Origin of the sequence: Nitratidesulfovibrio vulgaris str. Hildenborough (genome assembly GCF_000195755.1) — a bacterium.
In the GTDB taxonomy this organism is placed as follows: Bacteria; Desulfobacterota; Desulfovibrionia; order Desulfovibrionales; family Desulfovibrionaceae; genus Nitratidesulfovibrio; species Nitratidesulfovibrio vulgaris.
Genome location: NC_002937.3, coordinates 1,054,226 through 1,075,705, shown reverse-complemented (window position 1 = coordinate 1,075,705; position 21,480 = coordinate 1,054,226). Strand labels below are relative to the sequence as shown.

Sequence of the window (21,480 nt, the reverse complement as noted above, 5' to 3'; positions counted from 1 at the left end):
CCGGTCCGGTGCGACGCGCCAGACCGGGACGATACCGGGCGAGCCCGGAGGAAACAGAGATTACCCCATGCGCAAGCCGGGTGTGACCGCCTTCGCATCCCAGAACGCGAGCATTTCGTCGTCGACCTTCAGCAGGGTGATGGAGAAGCCTTGCATCTCGAGTGAGGTGATATACGGCCCGATGAGGTTGCGCACGATGACGATGCCACGCCTGTCGCAGATTTCCGCCAGTTTACGGTAGGCGGCGTACAGTTCGCTCACCGGCGTGCCCCCCATGCTGTTGACGAAGGCGATGACCCGGTCGCCCTTGGCGAAGGGTTCGTCCGTCAGCGACTTCTCCACCCAGTCGCCGGCAGCGCGGTCGAATTCGCGCACGGTGCGGGTGTACGCGGGATCGTCGATGATGGCGGTAGCCATGACCTCCACGAGTTCATCCACGGTCATCATGGCTGCGCGCTGTGTTCCCGGCTCACCATGAATGCCGATGCCGATCTCGATTTCGTCCTCGGCGAGTTCGAAGGTGGGTTTCCCTGCGGCAGGTACCGTGCACGACGTGAGTGCCATGCCCATGGAGCGACCATACCGGTTCACCTTGCGGCACAGGTCGGCGCACCTGTCGAGGTCGTACCCCGCCTCGGCGGCGGCACCCACTATCTTCTCGGCCAGCACGGTGGTTCCCACGCCACGCCGTCCAGCCGTGTACAGGCTGTCCTTCACGGCCACGTCGTCATCGATGAGGATGTTCTGCACCTTGATGCCGTCGGCATGGCACAGTTCAGCGGCCGTTTCGAAGTTCATCACGTCGCCGGTGTAGTTCTTGACGATGAACAGTACACCCGCGCCACGGTCGACTGCCTTGGCGCATTCATACATCTGGTCTGGGGTGGGAGATGTGAACACCTCGCCGGGACAGGCGCCGTCAAGCATGCCACGGCCTACGAAGCCCCCGTGCATGGGTTCGTGCCCGCTGCCGCCACCAGAGACGATGGCCACCTTGCCGTCGGGGATGTCAGCCCTGCATATGTAATGCGGGTCGATGTTCACCCGAAGCTCAGGGTGGGCGGCAGCCATGCCCTGCAATTGCTCGCGCACCACATTCTCCACCGCATTGATCAGTTTCTTCATGGTCATGCTCCGTGGGGGTTGCTCGTTCAAGACAGTTACGGCAGACAGTACACTACTTGTCACGGGGAGGAAAAGGGGGGCGTAAGAAAGAACCGGCGGGTTGTTGCCACAGTCCTGCATGGCGTGATGCCGCGTGGGAGGCGGGCCGCCTTCGCACCAGCGGGAAGGCGACCCCGCTTCCGCATCAATGATCGTACTTCTTCGCGTAGGCCGCGTCGTTATAAAGTCCTTCGCCGTATTCCTTGCGACCGAAAGAGCCCACGATGTCCTGCCCTTCGGGCGACGTCACGAACGCCGCGAAATCGACGGCGGCGGGCACTGCGGCCTTGCCGCCTTCGGCCCTTAGGAGTGCGTGATAGACATTGATGAGCACCGGGTCACCCCTGAACAACACGGCAAGGCGCCTCAGCTTGCCCTTTTCAGCGACCCATGTGCTGGAATCGGTCATGAAGTAGCCGCCCTCGGCATCGGCCCGTTGCAGCGTAGCCGACATGAAGCCCTTGTGCACGGTGTACCATGCCCCGGAGGGTGTGATACCGGCAGATGCCCAGATATCCAGTTCCTTCTTGTGCGTCCCGGAGTTGTCACCACGCGAGAAGAAAAGGGCCCCCGCCTTGGCGATGCGACGGTAGGCATCTGCCGCGTCCGTCGCCTTGGCGATGCCTGCGGGGTCTGCGACCGGGCCGACGATGAAGAATTCGTTGGAACCCACAAGGGCACGCCCCGTGGCCCAGCCTTCCTCAACGGCCTTCTTCTCGGCCTTGGGGCCGTGCACCATCACCATGTCCACCTCTCCGGCCTTGAGCGCGGCCAGGGCATCACCCGTTCCCGCCTTGCGCCAGCACAGGGCCATGCCGCTACGGGCACTCCATGCCTCGCCCAGGGCACCGACCAGCCCCAACTCTCCCGGACTGCCTGTCGCCAGTCGCAAAGCCTGTTCCCCCTTTCCATAACGTTCGGTGCAGGGGGCATCCCCCGCCAGGGCACACGTCGTCATCACAAGTAGCCACAACACTACCAAGGTCGCTATTCTCTGCATTGACAACTCCTTGTCGTTACATGAACCATGGATCACCTTCAACGACTAGCAACGGGAGCATCACGTGACAACAGGAATTGCACCCGCCCCCTAAAGTTTGTCACCCGGATGCCGATGGAGTGTGTGTAAAACGCTTATGCCTCGCCATCCGTCAACTGCGGGGGAGGAACATGCTCGACTATTACAAGTTCAAAGAAATCAATGATCTTTTCCTCGAAGGCCGCATCGACGAGGCCCGCCATCTGCTCACCGAAATGCAAACGCGCTATGTGGCCTTGAGTGACGAGAACATCATGCTTCGTTCGCAGGTGCAGGAATTCGAGGATATCCTGTACCTGTCGCGTAATCTCGTCTTCGATGGTTACTGCTACTGGCTGTTGACAGGTGAAATCAAGCAGGGACCGTTCTGTGAATCTTGCTACAACCGTGACGGTGTTCTTGTGCGGCTCGACAGCCGCAGCAAGTCATGGCAGTGCCCATCATGCGGTACACATCACGAAAGGAATGTAGAGCATCCCATACCGGCATCGACTCTTGCGGCACCAAGACTCGCCAAGGTCATACCCTTCACTAAATAGATCAGCATTCCGATCATAAGAGGCATGAATCCCTTCAAACACGGGATTCATGCCTTTTTACATCTCAAGTCGTGACGGATTCTGCCGATATGAATGGTGAAACTTCACCCATTGCGAGGCGGATCGATGACGACACACACTCACACATTCACCTCTGCACTCATCATGACGCGGCGTGAGGCCTGTGCCGCTGTCGACAGGCAGTGCCTTCGTGCCGCCGGAATCCAGCACATCCGTGTGCTCACGTCCGGGCGCGATGCCGCACGATGGCTCATCGCCCCCGCCAAACCCCGCCAGCCCCACACGCCCCCCCGACCTGACGTCATCGTATGTGACGCCCGACTCGCCGACATGAGCGGGCTGGACTTCATCAGGCTCATCCGGCAGCACCGCAGGCTGGCGTGGATACCAGTCGTCTTCATCACGCCCTCTCCCACCGAGGATGCCGTGCTGGAAGCGGTGGGTGCGGGGTGCAGTGCCGTCGTAGCACGCCCCTACCCCCTTGAGGTGCTGCACCGCCAACTGCGCAGGGCAGCTGCCTCCATCGCACCCGGCAACGCATTGCGCACGGCAGCGAGGACAGGGGTGCAGTTGCTTGGCGACGCGGAATTCGAGGCCGCCATCGCCGCGCTGGACGATGCCGTGGGCCTGAGCGAGGTTCAGGCGGTTGAGGCCTACAGACACGCCATGCGACACCTCATCGACCGGGAATGGGACAAGGCCATCGCCGGGTTCAACCGGGCGTTGCGCCACAACGAAATCAAGGGCGACGCGCAACTCGGCCTGTCAGCCGCGTGGCGGGGAAAGGGAGACCTCGTACGAAGCCGGGCCTACCTGCGGGCCGCCAGCCAGACCTTCGCACGGGCCGCGCAATGGCAACGGGCTCGGCAGACTCTTGCCGACCTCATGCGCGAGGCACCTGAGAGCGGCAACGCCCTGTTCGAAGAGGCGTCCCGACTCATACGTGCAGGCGACTTCGATAGTGCAGCACATGCCCTGCTCATGGGGCGCGGCATCGGAGAAGACACCCAGATGTTCCGCCATGTGGCCCGTGCAAGTCAGTTCACCCCTGCGCCGCAGCGCGCCATCGCCGGGGTGTGCAAGGCCCTTGCACGTTCAGGGGCGACGGACATCGCCAAAGACCTGCACAGGCGTCTGGGGGGCATCCCTGAAGCGACGGCAGCACCGGAAGCCGACGCAGGGTCATCTTTTCTGGCCCGCTTCCCGCTGCTGCACGATGTGCTGGCAGTCGCGCGCTACACCCTGCGGGTCTGGCGTTCAGCAGCCTGACCTCGTGTGCGCGCCGATGTCGCGCAGGGCCTGCAACGCAACCCCGGTCGCACCGACCTGTACCCCATGACTGGCACCCGACGACAACGCCCCCGTCTCTCTCGAAACGGGGGCGTCTATTCTCTGCGGGCAACCTTTGTCGTTACCGTCCACCATCGGGCATCACGCCACCAGCGGCGGGTGCCGCCTCGGATATGTCCCGAAGCAGCCTGAACAAGGCCCTGAAGTTACGCGGGGGTTTTCCGGCCGCACGTTCGGCCTGTGCGTTGCGAACCATCTGGCGCAACTGCTGCCTGTCGGCATGGGGCCAGAGGGCGAGAATCTCGTCGACGACGACGGGACCCTCCTCCATCAGCCTGTCGCGCAACACTTCCAGTTCATGGAACGCTTCTGTCGAAACGCGGTGTGGTGCATCAAGGGCGTCTACAGCCTCGGATACGGCATCCACATCGGCCTCGCGCATGAGCCTGCCGATGAACTGCAACTGCCGCCGCCGCGCCTCATGGGTGGGCAGGCCGTGCCATTCAAGGACTGCCGCCATCAGGTCGGGGGGCAGGTCGAGCGTACGAAGTCGGGCCTCGCCGATGCGAGTGAGACGTTCACCAAGCTTCTGCATAGCCGTACTCTCGCGCTTGCGCTGCGAACGGCTTACTTCCTCTTCGGGGACATCAGCCCCGGAATCACGGCGCCTAGCGCGCGCCATGCCATCCTCCGTTGTCTTATGGGCAGGGCCCGTTAACCGCCCGCGGGGCTGTCCTGCGAAGCAAGACGCCACAGCTTGGCGGGTATCTCCACGAACATCTCAACCCCCCGTTCAGGTACGGCGACCACCAGCACCAGCGTGTCGGAGGGTTCGAGACGAAAGATATTGTCGAACATGCGGGCGGCGACATGCTGCGGCGGAAGCCCCGCCTGCGCCGCCACCTTTTCGGCGGCACTCTGCAACGCCTCCGTCGCGGACTCGTGCAGTCCCACAGCGTCGGGGTCGACAGGCACGACGACCTCCGGCCCGTACCCGGCCTGCAACCGTCGCCGCAGGAACTCCTGCGCCATGCTCAGGCTGTGGTAGCGCATATCCGCCTCCATAGCCGATGAGAGCACGCCGCAGGTACAGCGTCAAGTCCTGCAACGGAAACCGCATCAGGCCAGACGCCGTACCCGGCCCTTACCGGTCAACGTCCGATAAAGATCCCGGCTACGATGCCAGCGAACACCACGATGGAGACGACCCCGTTGAGCGTGAAGAACGCCATGTTCACACGCGACAGGTCGTCGGCCCTGATCAGTCTGTGTTCAAGCACCAGCACCAGCGAGACGATGGCCCAGACCGGATACCACGCCCATGAGAGACCTGCCGCCCAGCCCGCAAGCAGGAAGAAGACGACCGTATTCACATGGCAGAACGTGGAGATGACCAGTGCGGTGGGTATGCCGAAACGGGCAGGTACGGAATGCAGCCCCACCTCGATGTCGAAGGCTGTATCCTGACAGGAATAGAGGATGTCGAAACCCGCCACCCAGAAGAGCACGCCCCAGAACAGCAGCACCGCAGGCAGCGTGAACACGGGGTCGACGCTCAACCACCCCGCCAGCGGTGCAAGTCCCAGAACCGCCCCAAGCACGAAGTGACACAGCCACGTGAAGCGCTTCATGACGCTGTAGAGGGCCGAGATGCCGAGTGCCAGCGGCGACAGCATGAGACAGAGTCTGTTCAGACCGGCACAGGCAAGCACGAAGACCACCGCCATGACGACAATGAAGGCCCATGTCTGCAGCCGCGTTATCTCACCCGTGACAAGCGGCCTGTTCTGCGTACGGGGATTGCGGCGGTCGAATGGCAGGTCGACGACCCTGTTGAACGCCATGGCGAACGACCTGACTGCGACCATGGCGATGGTGAGCAGCACGAAGGGCTTCCACGCCGGTATGCCTCCGCTGGCGATGAAGGCCCCGGCAAACGCGAACGGTAGGGCGAAGATGGAGTGCTCGATCTTTATCATGCGGCATATGGCCGCAAAGCTGCCGAACGGGGTCATGGTCAAGCGTCCTCACTGTTACGGGTGCAGATGTCGTAGGCCTCGTCGAAACTGCTGCGGGCACGCGCCTGTGCCTTGCGGCGCGCACAGTCCGCCTCGTCGATGTCATTGAGCAACAGCCCTGCGAGGTCGCCATCGAGCAGGCCGTCTCGCACCTGCCCGCGCAGGACGCCGCAGGCCGTCTCGAGAGGCATTCCCCTGCGGTAGGGCCTGTCCTCGGCGATGGCTGTGAACACGTCGGCAACGGCGATGATGCGCGAAGGCACCTCTAGTTCGTCACCACGCAGACCGAAGGGGTAGCCGCTGCCGTCCAGCCGTTCATGATGCAACGCCCCCCAGCGGCTCACCTCATCAAATCCCGGTACGGCATCGAGAATGGTCTTGCTGCGTCCGGCATGAAGCTGCATCTCACACATCTCCGCGGCATCCAGTGGCCCCGGTTTCTCGAGGATGGATAGCGGCACGCCCAGTTTGCCGATGTCGTGCAGCAAGCCCGCCACAAAAACCTTCTGCGCCACGTCATGCCCAAGCCCTGCCCGCATCGCCAGCAAGCGCGCCGTCTCGGCCACACCGCTGGAATGCGTGGCCGTGAAGGGACTGCGCGAGTCGATGACCAGCGAGAACAGGTTCGAGAACGAGATGACACCTTCGGTATCGAGAATCTCCTCCTCCAGCCGTGCTCCTGGGCCGCTATGCAGTCCGACGGAGGGGTCTTCGACCCCTTCACGCACCTGCGGGTCGTCGAGCATGTCCCGCAGGGCATCGAGATGTTCCGGAGAGAACAGCCGACCCCTGCCCGGTTCCAGCTTCGTGAACGCCCGTGTCAACTGCGGTGCCAGAGGTTCTGAGCGCCTCAGTTGCACGTCAAGCCTGTCGGCAAGGTGCACGATGGCCCCCAGACGCTTGGCGCGGTCGAGGTCGTCGGCCACATCCTCCCACGCAGCGTGGTGGTGCAGCACCACCTCTCCGGCGGCGGCAAGACGCGGGCAGGTGCCGATAAGTGCCCAGCCTGCACGGGCATGGGCGTCGGCGTTCTGTTCGAACAGCAGCCCGTCCAGTCCGGTCTTGAGCGATATGGCCCCCACGTCATGCAACAGCGCGGAAAGCAGCAACTCGCACCTGTCGCGGGCGTCGAGTCCCAGCCGTTCACCGAGGCGGGCCGCGAAATAGCCCACATGGATATGGTGATCGGACACGGCGCGGCTCACATGGTCGAGCGCACGCGAAAAAGCGACCACAAGATCGATCAGTCTGACCTGTAACGTCATGAGTGTGCCTCCGGCGGCCCCCCCGGGCCGCCCCCCTTTCATGCCTGAGCGCAGTCGGAGGGGTCTCCCTGCAACTTCGCCAGCGCATGGGGGAGCGCAGGCAGTACGGCTTCGAGGTTCTCCGCGACAGCCTTGCGGCTGCCGGGCAGGTTGATGATGATGGCCCCGCCGAGCGTTCCGGCAAGGGCGCGCGAGATGACAGCATGAGGCGTCTTGGCAAGGCTTGCGGCCAGCATCGCCTGTTCGAAGCCCTGAAGGCGCTTCTCGATCACGGCAGATGTGGCTTCCGGCGTGACATCGCGCGGGCCGAGACCCGTGCCGCCAGTGGTGATGATGATGTCATAGCGTTGCACCAGGGCAAGTTCGGTAAGCAACGCACGCAACTGGGCTCCGTCATCGGGCAGCATGAACCCCTGTTCGTATCGCAACGGTATGGACTCGCGCACCATGGCGGCTATACACGGGCCGCTGGCATCTTCGCGCTGGCCCTGCGCCCCCTTGTCGGAAAGCGTGACCCATGCGAGGGCATACCCCTCCGACGTCACCCGGCAACGCACCGGTCCGGCGGAAAGGTCGGTCAGCGCGGAGGCGAGGGCGCACGGTACGGCATGAGGGGCATCACAGGCCGGGAGCATGGCATGCCCGACGATGCGAAAGAGGTCGACGCCCTCGCTGGATCGCAGCACGGTGCCCACAGCCGGGACCATCCCACGCGGCACGGCATGCGAAGCAACACCGGCAAGAGCACTATGGGCCAGGGGCAACACCTGACCGTTCCGCACCGGCTGTACCGACATATCGAAATAATGGGCCTGCATCAGTCACCCTCCGGGGCATCCGCCCGCACACCTTCCGGTGCGACGGGGGCTTGTTCACCCTGCGTCACCACTTCAGCCTCAGCACCATCGGCTGACGCCGCCCCGTCGTTCGCCAGCGCGACGGGAGGCTTCGTCGACACATTCACATCCGCGTCGCCGACGCACATCTCCGGCACCATGTTCCCGTAGAAGAGGCGAACGCCGTCGCGGCAGCCGCGTCTGCGGTGCACCTGCGTACCCTCTTGCATGCACCGGGCATCGAGGGTGCGCAGCAGGCCCTCAACGTCGAACCGGCCAAGCGCCGCTTCGCAGGGTTGCCGTCCGGCGTAGACACTCTCCGCGAAGGGAAAGGCCTCCAGCGCCATCTCGCAGCCCTGCAAGCACCCCCTGCGGATGAGACGACCCGTCTCATCGTCCCGGGCACATCCGGCAAGACAGGCATTCCACGCGGGAAGCGGGTCTGCCACATACCGGGGGCCACATGCCACGAGCAGCACCGGAAGGCACAGCAGGAACAGCATGACGCCCCGGTGACGCATCATCAGACACCCTTTTCCGTCGCCAGTCGCACACCGAAGAAGACCATCAGCGCCCCCACCCCGCCATCAAGCCAGCGCCGCACCATGGGACGAAGCAAGGTCGTCCGCACACGCTGCAGTGAACACGAGAGGAACGAAAACCAGCACACGCCGATGATGATGTGGAAGAGGCCGAAAAGCAGCGAGCGGCCAAGGGCGGTCGTCGTATCCACGGTGGCACCTGCCGAGACGGCGACCTGCGGCAACACCGCAAGATAGAAGACGGCGACCTTCGGGTTGAGCACGTTGGTGAGAAAGCCCTCACGCCATGCCTGCACCAGCGGGGCGGTACCTGTCCCGTATTCACCGGACAAGGCGTCGGAAGGCGCTTCACCATTCCCGCTTGCGCTTCCCCTGTCTGCACAGCACGGCAGGCCCTCGCCACCAGCATGCGCCTCTCGGGCCGCGTCCGGCGTGGAGGGGCCCTTCAGTGCGGCATAGAGGGAACGAGCGCCAAGCCACAGGAGGTAGCAGGCCCCGGCGAGGCGCACCGTGGCAAACGCCTCTGCCGAGTGCAGAAGGACGGCCGACACGCCAAGGGCCGAAGCCGAAAGATGCACGAGCAACCCCGCTGCACTCCCCAGGGCGGTGGACACACCGCCCCGCGTGCCACCACGCAACACGTTGCGCAGCACGAGCATGGTATCGGGGCCGGGGGTCACGGTCAAAAGGGCCGCCAGTCCCGCAAGGGCAAGAATATCGCTATCCACGGGTTCTCCTGTACAGGCCTTCAATCTACTGTCAACGGGGGAGGGCCGCAACCCTCCCCCGCTTGAATCGAATCAGCCGCAACACCCATGATTCGTACGTGACGTAACGGCTGGTGTGATGTCCGCATCTCGGCCAACCTGCCCCGGCATCGTGCGGGCCAACGGCTTGTCAGTGTGACCACGGTAAGACGATTGGCTGCCCCCCGACGTCACCATGCCGGCACCCCGGCCCCATGAGGCCCTGCCCCTAGAGTATCTGGCTCAGGAACAGTTTCGTACGATCGTGCGTGGCGCCGGTAGTGAACAGGTCCTTGGGCGTCGCTATTTCGAGAATGGCCCCATGGTCCATGAAGACCACACGGTCGGCCACTTCACGGGCAAAGCCCATCTCGTGCGTGACCACGACCATGGTCATGCCCTCACGCGCGAGGTTGCGCATGACGTCGAGCACTTCGCCGACCATCTCGGGGTCCAGCGCCGAGGTGGGTTCGTCGAAGAGCATGATCTTGGGGTCCATGGCGAGAGAACGTGCTATGGCCACGCGCTGCTGCTGCCCGCCCGAAAGCTGGTCGGGATAGACGGCATGCTTGTCGGCGATGCCCACTTTGGTGAGCAGTTCCATGCCCTTCTTCTCGGACTCAGCACGCGAACGCTTGCGCACGGTCATCTGCGCCAGTGCCACGTTCTCCAGCACCGAGAGATGCGGGAAGAGGTTGAAGGACTGGAAGACCATGCCGACCTCGGCGCGCACCTCGTTGATTTCGCACTTGGGGTCGAGAATGTCGCGCCCCTCGATGAGAATCTCTCCCGAATCGGCGTACTCGAGCCTGTTCAGGCAGCGCAGGAAGGTGCTCTTGCCCGACCCGGAAGGCCCGATGATGACCACGACCTCGCCCGGTGCCACGTCGAGCGAGACGTCGCGCAGGGCGTGCAACTCTTCGGGAACGTAGAAGTACTTGTTGACGTTGCGAGCGGAAATGATGGTCATCGGACGGCCCTTCTCTCAAGGTATTGCACGCAAAGCGACAGGGTGAACGTCAGCACAAGATAGAGCAGTGCGCAGACGATCCACAGTTCGAACGGTTGCAGCGAGGTGGTGACGACCTCGCGCGTGGCCTTGGTGAGTTCGCGCACGGCGATGACGCCAAGCAGCGACGAGTCCTTCACAAGGCTGATGAACTGCCCGGCAAGAGGCGGCATGATGCGCCGGAACGCCTGCGGCAGGATGACCTTGCGCATGGACTGGGCGTAGCTCATGCCCAGCGACCGCGCGGCCTCCATCTGCCCGCGGTGCACCGACTGGATGCCTGCACGCACGATCTCGGCCACATAGGCGCCGGTGAAGATGGCAAGGGCCATGACGCCGTACCACAGCGGCGGAATGGCGGAGAGGCCCACCTTTTCGAACAGGGCGTTGAGCAGCGTGCCCACCACGAAGTACCACAGGAACACCTGTACCAGCAGCGGCGAACCACGGATGATCTCGATGTAGGTGATGGCCAGCCAGCGCAGGGCCGGGTTGACCGAGATGCGGGCAAGCCCCGTGACCACACCGAGGACGATACCGATGATGATGGCGAGCATGCTCACCTCAAGGGTTATCCACAGACCCTCGAGCAGGATGCCCGGCTTGCTGACCTCGTAGCGGCCCACCGGGTCGCCGCTGTAGATGTAGTCACCACCGGAGATGAGCACCTTCCCTGCCGGAGGAACGGTGTAGGTCTCCGAACCGTCGTCGCCCTTGACCGTGATGCGTGTGGCACCCTCGGCCGTGGTCTCGACGGAGACCACATCGCCGCTGACCTCGGCGCGGACATCGGTCTTCTCGGCCACCCAGAAATATTGAGGCACCCTGTTCCAGCGCCAGATATACTCGACGGAACTGGAAGCGTACCAGAAGAAGGCCACCGTGCAGAGCATGATGCCCACGAACACTGCTTTCCAGAACAGGAAGTAGCCCTGCCCCCGCGGTTTGTCCAAACCCCTGTACTGCGTCATCGTTTATCCTTCTTGCACATGGAATCCCGCGCGGACGCGGGCGTAGCCGAGAGGCTTCGCGAGGTGTCGGCGCATGGCGTCCGCCGCCTTGCGAAACCCCGGAAAGGGGGCGGGGGGCTAGCCCCGCCCCGGCCATCCGGAAGTACTGATACTGTGCACCCGGTGCCGGAGCCTTACGGCTTCACGAATCCGGGCGCACCGGAAAAAAGACTCTTTCCGGCAAGACGGTCATGCGCGCCATGCATGTCCATGCATGGCGCGCGCGTCGTCTAGTTGGTCTGGCTGCGCCATTCGGTCGAACGCATCCACTTGTCGTAGATGCGGTCGTAGCGACCGTCGTTCTTGATCTGGCGCATGAAGTTGTTGAGGAAGTTCAGGAAGTCGGGGTCGCCCTTCTTGATGCCGAAGCCGAGAGGCTCGTAGGTGAAGGGCTTGTCGAGATGCACGACCTTGTCCTTGCCCTGTTCGGCCATGAACACCACGTTGAAGGGCATGTCATAGACCCAGGCGTCGGCGCGACCGTTGACGACTTCAAGAGCGCCATCGGCCTCCTTGTCGAACGACTTGAACTTGGCCTTGGGCAGCATGCGCTTGGCAGCCTCTTCACCGGTGGTGCCAAGACGCGACACGACGGTGTACTCGGGGCTGTTCAGGTCCTTCCACGACTTGACCTTGCCTTCAAGCTTCTTGGAGAGGAGCACGGTCTGGCCGACGACGATGTAGGGGTCGGCGAAATTGATCTTGAGGTTGCGCTCCTGCGTCACGGTCATGCCGCTGATGATGATGTCGAACTTGTCGCTCAGCAGGGCAGGAATCATGCCGTCGAAGTCGGTGTTGACGGGCACGAACTTGACGCCCATGGCACGGGCCATTTCCTTGGCGATGTCGATGTCGAAACCGACGTAGTTGCCGTTCTTGTCGGTCATCTCGAAGGGCAGGTAGCCAGCGTCAAAGCCGACGCGCAATTCGCCGCGCGCCATGATCTCGTTGAGCGTGGACTTCTTGGCCAGTTCGATGTCCGCCGCCATGGCAGGGGCGGCGAGCAGGGCTGCCATCATCATGGCTGCCAACAGTCTGAAAAGCTTCATGGTCTCCTCCACACGTTACCCGTTAGTGTCCAACCCAGCCGACGGGGCATGGCTCCTCATCCGCCCCATACGGGGGCGAAGGATGCACCGTGCCCTAATATTTGCCCTCGGTGAGGACTTCCTTGATGATCATGTCGCGCTTGCAGATTTCGCAGCGCGGCATGGGTTCTTCAGGAACGGCGATGATCTGGGTCTTGCGGCACTTGGGGCAGACGACCTCGACGAATTCGCGGCGATAGCGATCCTTCAGCGGTCCCTGTTGCTTGGCCACGGTCCCCTCCTTGATGCAAGGCGTTGGTGATGATCAGGCCGACCGCCTTCGAAGGCGAAGCCCGACCGGGCATTGTGGGGCAAACGACTCCGCATGGCAAGCGGAATCCGCCTCGTTTTCCCACAGGTTGTACACAGAAGCAAAGGGCCGCCCCCGACAGGGCGGCCCTTCCATGATGCATCGATGCCACGGGGGCATCCTCTTCACCCGCTCTTCTTCAGCCGCCCGTCAGGTGCCCGCTAGGCAAGCCCGAGGCGCTCTTCCGTGAATCGCCGAACGCCGCCATGCCGCAACAGGTGCGCCACCTGCGCGGACTGCTCCATGTCCGTGGACTCGACGGCGGTGGCAAGGCGCAGCATGAGCGCCCTCGCCTCGTGCCAGTTGCGCACCACATCGACGATATCGCGTTGCGTCCCTACTCCTGCAAGCCATCCCATACCCTCGGCGTAGACGATGGCCGAAGCCGCATAGGCGGCGATGAGCGCATACAGGTGCCGCCGGGGCACCATGTCGAAGATGCGGTCGCGGAACTTCTCGACGAGCACGGCGGGGCAATAGTCGAGCACCAGTCCGCGCCACAGGGAATCTTCCGCGATGTCGAGCTGTCGTTGCATGAAGGCCCCGTAAAGGGCGTCGGCCGCGTGGTTCATCTCCTGCGAAGCCTCCACGGAGATGACATGCAGCGGCTTGCACCTGTCGCAGCGACGCAACTCGGCCAGCAGCAGGCGGGCCTCGTCGCGGGCGCGGCGACGCAGGATGTCGAACACGTCTGCCACATAGCGTTCCTTGGCGGCAATGAACTCGCCATCCGTCATGACCAGACCGCCCAGCACCTCGTACGACGAGCAGATGACCCCCGTCTTGTTCGCCGACGAACCGTGCACGACAAGCACGCCGCGTTCCGCCAGACGCTTGCGCGCATCGGGCGACACGAAGAGGTTGGCCCCCTCCACGATGGCGCGGGCCGTGGGCACGCCGTCACCATCGAAGAACTCGTGCCAGTTGCGCATGTTGATGGTGTTGGGCCGGCCTCCCGAGGGAATGAAGATGTCCGCGCGCGCCGTATTGTGCAGTGCATTGCGCAGGCGCACCGTCTCCGGGTCGCGGGCGGAGACGACGAAGGCGCCCTCCCCGCGCAGGAGTGCCGCGTCGAAGGAGTCGATGCTGCGCTGCCCGTCCACCAGACGCATGAGTTCGGCACGGTCGAGCCCTTCGGGGTCGTAGGCGGCGCCATGCCCGTCGGTGACGGCGACGACACGGGCGTTGTCCCCGTAATCGCGGAACATGATGCGCATGAGATTGCCCGCCACGTCACCCTTGGGGCCGCCAGTGATCTTCACCGTGAACGGCTGCGCGGCAGGGTCGATGCCAAGATGCCGCAGCACCTCTTCCGCGAAGACCATCACCCCGAGGCTCGTCACGCCATACTGCTTGTGGTTGATGCCCGCCCCCGGCTTCGAACTCATGAACGCCGAAGGCCAGCGGTAGCCGCGCTGCCGGGCGCGTTCCACGATCCACGTGATGTGCTCCGGCGTGATGTTCTCGTCCGGGCCGAGGTAGATGATCTCCTCCTTGCCCAGATGGTCGACCACGCCGGGGAGCGTCGGCGAACTCTCGCCGCAGAGGATGACGTCCAGCAGGGAGTTGCCCATGCTCGCCACGGCGAGCCTTATGTCACCGAGCGGCCCGAGAAGGATGACCGCCTTGGACCCGCCTTCGGGGATGTCCTTGTTCTTGACCTGCTGTGCGTAGGCCAGTCCCTTGACCTCGTCGTAGAGGCGGTTCGACTCCAGTTCGAACTGCTCCGCAGACCGGGTGGGGACGACGCGAACCCCGCCGCGCGACATGTCGCGGTAGCGGATGTGGAACCCCATGCAGTAGGGGCCGTGGAAGAAGAAGATGCCATAGGGCAGTTCTTCGCCTTCGATGCGGCACGGGGCAGGAAGGAACTGCGGGTCGAGACGGAACGAGAGGCCGTAGACGTCTTCGAGGAAGTAGTTGGTGCGCAGGGTGAAGGCGAAGAAGCGATGGACCATGAGCAGCACCGTCCGTTCGCTCTCGTCCGCCACATCGCCCACCGCCGCCAGTGCGGCCTCGTCAAGTTCACGCGCCTTCGCCTCCCTGCCGCCCAGCGTGGGGTCGAACCGGGCTTCGAACCATGCCACAAGCCGCGCCACCTCGCCGCGCCTCTCCTGCAGGATGCGGGTGACGTTGTTGGTGCTGTAGGCCCACTGGTTCTCCTGCACGAGAAAGGCGTGGGCGAACTCGGCAGCGGCGGCAAGCAGCATCACGCGCTTCAGCGACCAGCCTTCACGGTCGGCGTACGACTCGAACGGATTCGGGGCGAACCACTTCACCAACTGCAGCTTGCGGCGCAACCGTTGCCACAATTCCGAATCCTCATGCAGGATGTCCCCGCCCACGTTGACGTAGAAGCTGAGAATGGCGACCGAGTCGCCATCGTCGAGGTTGAAGCTGTCACCGTAGCAGCGGTTCACCGTCACGCCCGTGCGCGCCAGTATCTTCGCCGTCTGCAGCAGCAGTCCGGTCGCCGGGGGATGGCGCATGGCCATGACAAGGCGCGTCTCGCTACCGGGTGTGCATTGTTCGAGCAGGATGGCCGTGTCCTCGCTGCGGCCCACCGATTCGAGCATATGCAGGTGACGCAGGGCCCGCTGAGGGTCGAACTTCTCTAGATATTCGGCGTTGGCACCACGCAGCATTCGCTCGAAAAGGTCTATCCGGTCTCCACTCACGCCCTCGCCGCGCATGGCGGACACCGCCTCGGCGAACAGGTCGCCGGCGACCTCCGCACGGGGCTGTTCACCGAAGAGAAACTCGACAAGGTGCAGTTGCCCGTCCTGCGTCGTATAGAGGCGGGCGGTCTCTATCTCCTGGGCGACATGCGCCTCGAGTATGGTCAGAAGTTCTTTCGTGCCCCCGCCCGGCACCAGATACGTGGCCTTGCGTCCGTCCGGCGCCATGAGGCGCACCGTCTGACTGCCGGTGACGGCCCGGCCCGAGATGATGGCCTGAAGATGGTGCACCTTCTCGGTCACCGAATGGGTGCGCAGGTAGTACTCGGGCATGTTGCCGAAAAACCACGGCACGACCTGACCTGCCATGTCGTCCAGACCGCGCCGGACGAGGTCGAGGGCCTCTGCGGCGGCTGAACCTGACACGGCGTCCTCATGGAGTGCGGTCGCCGTGCCGGAACGGGATGCGTCAGTCATGGGCTCCCTCCTGACTGTATTTGGTAGCACCATACCTCAACCCCCTGCCGAGGCAACACCTAATCTGCACGGGCCGTTGCCGCCCCGACGACGACAGACGCCCCCGCCCCAGCCCGCACCTCCGGGGCTGCTCATCCTCCCTGCACGAAAGCCGTCGTCCCGGCACTCCAGTGTTGCCCTACCCCCTTGCCACACGCCCCGGGAATGGTGACAATACGGATGCCATACGGCAGACCATTCAGGAGATACACATGACCACCAGAAGCACAGACCAGACCGAACACCTCCGGGCGCTGGGCCAGAAGACCCCCTACCCGGCAGCGGGCCCCTCGACCGACCTGCTTGAGGCGTTCCCCAACCGCTTCCCCGACCGGCCCTATATCGTCAGCATCGCCTTCCCTGAATTCACGTCGCTTTGCCCCGTCACCGGGCAACCCGACTTCGCGACCATCGTCGTCGAGTACATTCCCGACCAGTTTTGCGTGGAATCGAAGAGCTTCAAGGTCTACATGTTCGCCTTCCGCGACCACCAGTCGTTCATGGAGACCATCACCAATACCATCCTCGATGACATGACCACCAAACTCCAGCCCCTGTGGTGCCGCGTGAAGGGCCTCTTCACCCCGCGTGGCGGCACACAGCTGCACGTATTCGCCGAACGCTTCAAGGAAGTGGAACCCGCGCGCGCTCAGGCTTTGCGCGACATGGTTTCGGAATGGAAGCGCGAGAACAACCGGCACGGTGCCTGATAGTCCCGCACCACGCCCCCCTGTCCCCCCGCACCCCGACCCCGCCACAGGTCGGGGTGTTCTTTTTGCACCCGCCCCCCATGCCACAGTGGCGGGTCTGCACCTCGTGTAAGGGCAGAGACGGCTACAGGACGCCATCCCCCTGGTGCGCACTTCGGATGGGCCATACGATGCCTAGCGGCAGCGGCCCCATACGGACATGCCCGACAGCATCTCCCTCTTCCTGCCCATTCCTGCCAGTCTCTGCCTGTCTCTGCCCATTCCGCGCAGCATGCGCGACCCCGGTCTGTACGTGGCACGCAACCCGGATACCCGCACCGCTCACATGCGGGGCGCCCCTACCCGGCGATGAGGAGAATACCCCACATCATAGTGCCCGACACAGCATCTTTTTGTCTTCAATCGCACCATGATATGCTGTATGAACAAGATACCGGACACAGCATCGAGGAGGCACGACCATGACCGCGAAACAGAATGACGCCACGAAACATCCACACATACGGGAACTGCTCAGGCGCATCACCCCTGCCACACGGCGTGGACGCGTCATTCTCTGGTCGTTGCTGGGGTTGTACATCTTCTGGCTTGTCATCGGCGGTCTCGTACTTCCCCCCGTTGTCCGCTCTGAACTCGAACGCACCATGGCACAACACCTTCGGGCCACCTGCACCGTAGAGAAGGTGACCATCAACCCCTTCACCCTGCGTATCCGTGTCCTCGGCGTGAAGGTCCCCGATGCCAGCGGCGAAGGGGTGCTCTTCGGCTTTCGTGAACTGAGCATCGCCCCAAGTCCGGCAGCCCTGTTCCGGCTGGCACCTTCGCTCGCTTCGGCGCGCCTCGTCGAACCCGTTGTGGACATCACCTATTTCGGCGAAGGCCGCTTCTCGTTCTCGGACATCGTGCCCCCGTCCGAAGCGACGACAGACGACAAGGCTACTCCGGTATTCCCCTTCGTCATCAGCGATTTCGAACTCGTGGACGGCAGCTTCATCTTCCGTGACGAACCGCGCGGCGTGACGCACACCATCGCGGACATCGACTTCATCGTGCCTTTCACCTCCTCGCTGGACATGTTCCGCGACACCCCCATCACCCCATCCCTCAATGCCACAGTCGACGGCAGCCGCATGACCGTGGCTGGCAGACTGCTTCCCTTCGCCGAGACACAACGAACGGAATTCGACATCGCCACCGAGGATGTGGCCCTCGAACAATTCAAGGCCTATCTTGCGCCCTTCACTCCACTGCGGCTTGAGCAGGGCAAGGCTCGTCTCGAACTCGACCTGCTGGTTGAAAGGCTTCCCTCCGGGCAGGTCGAACTGGGGCTTGGAGGAGCACTGCGCCTTTCCGACATCCTTCTCAATACGCCCGACGGGAAAAAGGCGGCAGCACTACGTGAAGCCGAACTGCGTCTGCACAAGTTCACACTGGCGGAACGCCGCGTGGAACTCGAGTCCGCAACTGTGGACGGTCTTTATGTCAAGGCAGTGCGCGACACCGACGGCACCGTCGACTGGCAACGCTGGATAAGCCCGGCCTCTGGCAAGGCAGCCCCTGTCACGCCTGCGACATCGCGCACGGCCATGCAGAACGCGACAGTGTCAGCCATGACGCAGAATGCGACCGGGGCAGCCTCCATGCCTGCCTCCGCCACCGCCACGGACAAGGCTTCGGCAAAGAACCCTGCGGGGGGAACGCCCCCCGTAGCGGCCACCTCCGGCAGTAGTCCCGAGGGACATTCCACCGGCAAATCCGCAGCCCCCACAGCCGACAGCAAGGCCTTCATCGTCGAAGGGGCTGCCTTGCATCTGAGCGATGCGACGCTTGTCTGGCACGACGCATCACTCTCCGGCACACGCGAGATAGCGGTCACCGGGCTCGACGTGCAGATTCCCCGATTCTCCACGGGTGACAACAAGACCATGCCGTTTGCCATCACTTTCGGATTGAATGGTCAGGGGCGTTTCCATGTAGATGGCGAGGCGACGCTCTCACCGTTGAAGGTGAGCGCCGCCATCGACAGCACAGGACTCCCGCTTGCCGCCGCGCGGCCCTTCGCCGGGGGCACACCTGCCTCCGACATCGCAGGGAGCTTCGGGGGTAGAGCCAAGGTGGTCTTTCAATCCTCCCCCGCGCTGCAACTGACCGTATCCGAAGGGGCGCTCATGGTGGACGACCTCGCCCTCGCCGCACAGGGAAAACAGGGCCATGCCCTTGGCGTCAAACACATCGGGCTCAAGGGACTCGCCGTCGATTACGGCAAACAGTCCATCCGGGCAGCGGTGCTCGCGCTGACCTCCCCCTCGGTCAATCTCATCCTCGGTGACGACGGGCTGCCGCTGCTTCCGGCATCCGCCGGAGACTCACAGCCCGACACGGGCAAGAAGGTCAAAGGCGACAGGCAACGACGCGCACAAGGCAAGGCGGGCTCTTCCACAAAGGTGGAGTCCAAAGCCCGGGGCACGCAAGAGAAGGCCAGACGCGGCGACACCAAGACCGCAGACACGGACTGGAACCTTGTGCTGGACAGCCTCGAACTGGATGGAGGTACCGTCAACATCACCGAACGCGGCGCTAAGGCACCGACCCTGCAGGTGTCCGACCTTCGCGTGCGCACGGGAGCGCTCTCGCCAGACCTGACCCAGCGGCTGCCCTTCGACGCATCCATGCGCTGGCAGAAGGACGGGCAACTCGCCCTCAAGGGGAATGTGCGCATCCGGCCTCTCGACCTCGACCTGAACGTCAAGGCCACAAAGGTCGACCTGGCGCCGCTCGACATCCCCCTTGCCATGTCCACGGCCATGCAGGCCGGGGGGCGCCTTTCCGGCGATGTCCGGCTGGGCGCACGGGAACGCGGCGATGACATCCAGATGACGGCATCGGGCAGGACGCAACTGGATGACGCCCGTCTGCGCAGGCGCGGAGACCGGCGTGACCTCATCTCGCTTCGGAGGCTGGCGGTCAGGGACTTCCGGTACGGTTCGTCCCCGCTGCGCGTCGAGATTGGCGACATACTCCTCGACCGGCCGCAGGTGTTCCTCGTGCTGCACAAGGACGGCACCACCAACGTACTGCGCGCCCTCGACCCGGAAGGCGCGGAACGCAGGGCTGCGGCCATCCGTACGGCAGAAAAGGCCAAGGCCGCAGAAAGAGCGAAGAAGCAGGGAACGCAGACCGGGGCCGAGGCCTCCTCGGGTCTTGCGTCGAAGCCGGTGTCCCCCGCCCCTGTGGCTGCCGGAGGGACGACTGCCGAGGCAGACGCGTCGGGGGCAGACGCTTCGGGGGCAGGAGCGGACGCATCCTCCGCTGCGGGAGCCCGGGCAGAAGCACCAGCATCGCTGTTCGACAGGTTCACGCTGGGCGAGGTGACCGTCCGCGGTGGCAAGATAGCCTTCCGCGACGAGCGTTTCTCTCCGGCCTTCGACACCTCGCTGGACAAGGTCGATGCAGCCGTGACCGGATTCACCATGGCCCCGGAAAGCCGCGCCGAGGTCTCGGCTGGCGGAACGCTCGAGGGTGTGCCCGTCAAGCTCACGGGGACGCTCAACCCCGTATCGACGCCCCCCTTCGCCGACATCGTCTTCTCCATGGAAGGGCTGGACCTCGTTCCGGTATCACCATACGCGCTTCAGTACATCGCCTACCCGGTCGACAAGGGACGCCTCACAGCCCGTTTGCAATTGCAGACATCCGAATGGGTACTGAGCGCCGATTCGAAGTTCCTGCTGGAAGACATCGAACTTGGCGACAAGGACTCGCGTCCCGATGCCCCGGACTATCCGGTCAAACTCGGACTGGCCCTCTTGCGGGGGCTTGATGGCAACGTGTCCATCGACCTGCCGGTACGGGGGCGACTCGACGACCCCAACTTCAGGCTTGGAGGCGTGGTGGTCCAGGCCGTCATGAACCTCATGGTCAAGGTGGTCACATCGCCCTTCGCCCTCGTCGGCAGCGTGGTGCGCCTTGCCGGAGGCGGCGGGCAGGACATGCGCAACGTCCCCTTCGAACCCGGGCGGGAAACGCTCTCCGAAAGGGCCGAGGCACAACTGGCAAGCGTGGCGGAGGTACTGCGGCAAAGGCCCGGACTTTCACTGGAGGTGCGCGGCATGGTCGACCCTGCGACCGATGGGCAGGGGCTTCGCGAAGTCGCCCTTCTGCGCCGGATGCAGGAGGCGAAGTATGCTTCGCTGTGGCGCGGTGAGCGCGCCAAGACGGCGGTCGAGGCCATCACCATCGAAGACGACGAGTACGACGACCTTCTCGAGTCCGTCTACAAGGATGCCCCCTTCGACAAACCCCGCAATGTTCTGGGACTCGTAAAAGACCAGCCTCGCGAGGTCATGGAAAAGGCCTTCTATGAGCACGTGGACGTCACAGACGACGACCTGACAGCCCTCGCACAGCAGCGGGCGCGTGCCGTGCGCGACAGATTGCTTGAAATCGACCCGGCACTCGGCGCACGGCTTTCACTTGCCGCTGCCACAGGCAAGGGGAAGAGCGCGGCAGAGATGCTCTTGCGCTAGGCAGGTCGCTGCCGCCACAACACGCCGCTTCAGGGAATGGCGTATGAAGACCCTGCGTCATGGCATGGTCGTACGCAGACCACTGGAGCGATTCGACGAAGGACATCGGGCCCCTGTGAACGGGCGTACCTGCATCCGCGTCGTACGCATGGCAACGTCGTCGACGTGCCCTT

18 protein-coding genes are annotated in these 21,480 nt (G+C 63.7%); 4 read left to right on the top strand and 14 right to left on the bottom strand.

The genetic code is table 11. The features are described from left to right. Positions 1-60: 60 nt before the first annotated feature. Positions 61-1,125: a dihydroxyacetone kinase subunit DhaK gene (gene dhaK / locus DVU_RS04635; RefSeq protein WP_010938278.1), complete on the bottom strand. Its 1,065-nt coding sequence runs from the start codon at positions 1,123-1,125 to the stop codon at positions 61-63. Between the two features lie 184 nt (positions 1,126-1,309). After that, positions 1,310-2,164: a substrate-binding domain-containing protein gene (locus DVU_RS04630; RefSeq protein ID WP_010938277.1), complete on the bottom strand. Its 855-nt coding sequence runs from the start codon at positions 2,162-2,164 to the stop codon at positions 1,310-1,312. Between the two features lie 170 nt (positions 2,165-2,334). Between DVU_RS04630 and DVU_RS04625 the strand changes: the two genes are divergently transcribed. Together DVU_RS04625 and DVU_RS04620 are read left to right on the top strand one after the other, a co-directional pair. Continuing rightward, on the top strand, positions 2,335-2,742 hold the full coding sequence (locus DVU_RS04625; RefSeq protein ID WP_164928124.1) for a hypothetical protein: 408 nt from the start codon (positions 2,335-2,337) through the stop codon (positions 2,740-2,742). Positions 2,743-2,868: 126 nt separating this feature from the next. Then, positions 2,869-4,032 carry a response regulator gene (locus DVU_RS04620; RefSeq protein ID WP_010938275.1) on the top strand — a complete coding sequence of 388 codons (1,164 nt, stop codon included), beginning with the start codon at positions 2,869-2,871 and terminating at the stop codon, positions 4,030-4,032. Between the two features lie 142 nt (positions 4,033-4,174). Here the strand turns inward: DVU_RS04620 and yjgA are convergent, their stop codons facing one another. The 12 genes from yjgA to DVU_RS04565 form a co-directional block, all read right to left on the bottom strand. Next, the gene (gene yjgA, locus DVU_RS04615) at positions 4,175-4,735 is read right to left on the bottom strand and encodes a ribosome biogenesis factor YjgA (RefSeq protein ID WP_010938274.1); all 561 of its coding nucleotides are present in this window, start codon (positions 4,733-4,735) and stop codon (positions 4,175-4,177) included. A 32-nt stretch (positions 4,736-4,767) separates the two neighbouring features. After that, positions 4,768-5,106, bottom strand: coding sequence for a hypothetical protein (locus DVU_RS04610; protein WP_010938273.1), 339 nt, complete (start codon positions 5,104-5,106; stop codon positions 4,768-4,770). Positions 5,107-5,204: 98 nt separating this feature from the next. After that, positions 5,205-6,068: a 4-hydroxybenzoate octaprenyltransferase gene (locus DVU_RS04605; RefSeq protein ID WP_014524298.1), complete on the bottom strand. Its 864-nt coding sequence runs from the start codon at positions 6,066-6,068 to the stop codon at positions 5,205-5,207. 2 nt (positions 6,069-6,070) lie between these two features. Next, entirely contained in the window at positions 6,071-7,336 is a 1,266-nt protein-coding gene (locus DVU_RS04600; RefSeq protein WP_010938271.1) for an HD domain-containing phosphohydrolase, read from the bottom strand. A 38-nt stretch (positions 7,337-7,374) separates the two neighbouring features. Then, positions 7,375-8,154: a MogA/MoaB family molybdenum cofactor biosynthesis protein gene (locus DVU_RS04595; RefSeq protein ID WP_010938270.1), complete on the bottom strand. Its 780-nt coding sequence runs from the start codon at positions 8,152-8,154 to the stop codon at positions 7,375-7,377. Next, the gene (locus tag DVU_RS04590; RefSeq protein WP_014524297.1) at positions 8,154-8,696 is read right to left on the bottom strand and encodes a hypothetical protein; all 543 of its coding nucleotides are present in this window, start codon (positions 8,694-8,696) and stop codon (positions 8,154-8,156) included. Before DVU_RS04590 ends, DVU_RS04595 begins: the two co-directional genes overlap by 1 nt. Beyond that, positions 8,696-9,442 carry a LysE family translocator gene (locus tag DVU_RS04585; RefSeq protein ID WP_010938268.1) on the bottom strand — a complete coding sequence of 249 codons (747 nt, stop codon included), beginning with the start codon at positions 9,440-9,442 and terminating at the stop codon, positions 8,696-8,698. The genes DVU_RS04590 and DVU_RS04585 overlap by 1 nt, the downstream gene beginning before the upstream one ends. 247 nt (positions 9,443-9,689) lie before the next feature. Further along, complete coding sequence (locus DVU_RS04580; RefSeq protein WP_181409382.1) at positions 9,690-10,424, bottom strand: amino acid ABC transporter ATP-binding protein; 735 nt, start codon at positions 10,422-10,424, stop codon at positions 9,690-9,692. Positions 10,425-10,426: 2 nt separating this feature from the next. Then, entirely contained in the window at positions 10,427-11,440 is a 1,014-nt protein-coding gene (locus DVU_RS04575; RefSeq protein ID WP_010938266.1) for an amino acid ABC transporter permease, read from the bottom strand. A 269-nt stretch (positions 11,441-11,709) separates the two neighbouring features. Next, on the bottom strand, positions 11,710-12,528 hold the full coding sequence (locus tag DVU_RS04570; protein WP_010938265.1) for a transporter substrate-binding domain-containing protein: 819 nt from the start codon (positions 12,526-12,528) through the stop codon (positions 11,710-11,712). A 94-nt stretch (positions 12,529-12,622) separates the two neighbouring features. After that, the gene (locus DVU_RS16695; RefSeq protein WP_010938264.1) at positions 12,623-12,799 is read right to left on the bottom strand and encodes a hypothetical protein; all 177 of its coding nucleotides are present in this window, start codon (positions 12,797-12,799) and stop codon (positions 12,623-12,625) included. A 239-nt stretch (positions 12,800-13,038) separates the two neighbouring features. Next, the gene (locus DVU_RS04565; RefSeq protein ID WP_010938263.1) at positions 13,039-16,032 is read right to left on the bottom strand and encodes an NAD-glutamate dehydrogenase domain-containing protein; all 2,994 of its coding nucleotides are present in this window, start codon (positions 16,030-16,032) and stop codon (positions 13,039-13,041) included. A 251-nt stretch (positions 16,033-16,283) separates the two neighbouring features. Between DVU_RS04565 and queF the strand changes: the two genes are divergently transcribed. After that, positions 16,284-16,781: a preQ(1) synthase gene (gene queF / locus DVU_RS04560; RefSeq protein ID WP_010938262.1), complete on the top strand. Its 498-nt coding sequence runs from the start codon at positions 16,284-16,286 to the stop codon at positions 16,779-16,781. Positions 16,782-17,242: 461 nt separating this feature from the next. Next, entirely contained in the window at positions 17,243-21,307 is a 4,065-nt protein-coding gene (locus tag DVU_RS04555; protein WP_010938260.1) for a DUF748 domain-containing protein, read from the top strand. Positions 21,308-21,480 lie beyond the last annotated feature (173 nt).

What these genes read in the sequence shown, in the direction of transcription:
- DVU_RS04575 (WP_010938266.1), bottom strand. Translation starts at nt 11,440, where the DNA reads ATGACGCAGTACAGGGGTTTGGACAAACCGCGGGGGCAGGGCTACTTC.
- DVU_RS04600 (WP_010938271.1), bottom strand. Translation starts at nt 7,336, where the DNA reads ATGACGTTACAGGTCAGACTGATCGATCTTGTGGTCGCTTTTTCGCGT.
- dhaK (WP_010938278.1), bottom strand. Translation starts at nt 1,125, where the DNA reads ATGAAGAAACTGATCAATGCGGTGGAGAATGTGGTGCGCGAGCAATTG.
- DVU_RS04555 (WP_010938260.1), top strand. Translation starts at nt 17,243, where the DNA reads ATGACCGCGAAACAGAATGACGCCACGAAACATCCACACATACGGGAA.
- DVU_RS04630 (WP_010938277.1), bottom strand. Translation starts at nt 2,164, where the DNA reads ATGCAGAGAATAGCGACCTTGGTAGTGTTGTGGCTACTTGTGATGACG.
- DVU_RS04605 (WP_014524298.1), bottom strand. Translation starts at nt 6,068, where the DNA reads ATGACCCCGTTCGGCAGCTTTGCGGCCATATGCCGCATGATAAAGATC.
- yjgA (WP_010938274.1), bottom strand. Translation starts at nt 4,735, where the DNA reads ATGGCGCGCGCTAGGCGCCGTGATTCCGGGGCTGATGTCCCCGAAGAG.
- DVU_RS04595 (WP_010938270.1), bottom strand. Translation starts at nt 8,154, where the DNA reads ATGCAGGCCCATTATTTCGATATGTCGGTACAGCCGGTGCGGAACGGT.
- DVU_RS04570 (WP_010938265.1), bottom strand. Translation starts at nt 12,528, where the DNA reads ATGAAGCTTTTCAGACTGTTGGCAGCCATGATGATGGCAGCCCTGCTC.
- DVU_RS04610 (WP_010938273.1), bottom strand. Translation starts at nt 5,106, where the DNA reads ATGCGCTACCACAGCCTGAGCATGGCGCAGGAGTTCCTGCGGCGACGG.
- DVU_RS04565 (WP_010938263.1), bottom strand. Translation starts at nt 16,032, where the DNA reads ATGACTGACGCATCCCGTTCCGGCACGGCGACCGCACTCCATGAGGAC.
- DVU_RS04625 (WP_164928124.1), top strand. Translation starts at nt 2,335, where the DNA reads ATGCTCGACTATTACAAGTTCAAAGAAATCAATGATCTTTTCCTCGAA.
- DVU_RS04590 (WP_014524297.1), bottom strand. Translation starts at nt 8,696, where the DNA reads ATGATGCGTCACCGGGGCGTCATGCTGTTCCTGCTGTGCCTTCCGGTG.
- DVU_RS04620 (WP_010938275.1), top strand. Translation starts at nt 2,869, where the DNA reads ATGACGACACACACTCACACATTCACCTCTGCACTCATCATGACGCGG.
- queF (WP_010938262.1), top strand. Translation starts at nt 16,284, where the DNA reads ATGACCACCAGAAGCACAGACCAGACCGAACACCTCCGGGCGCTGGGC.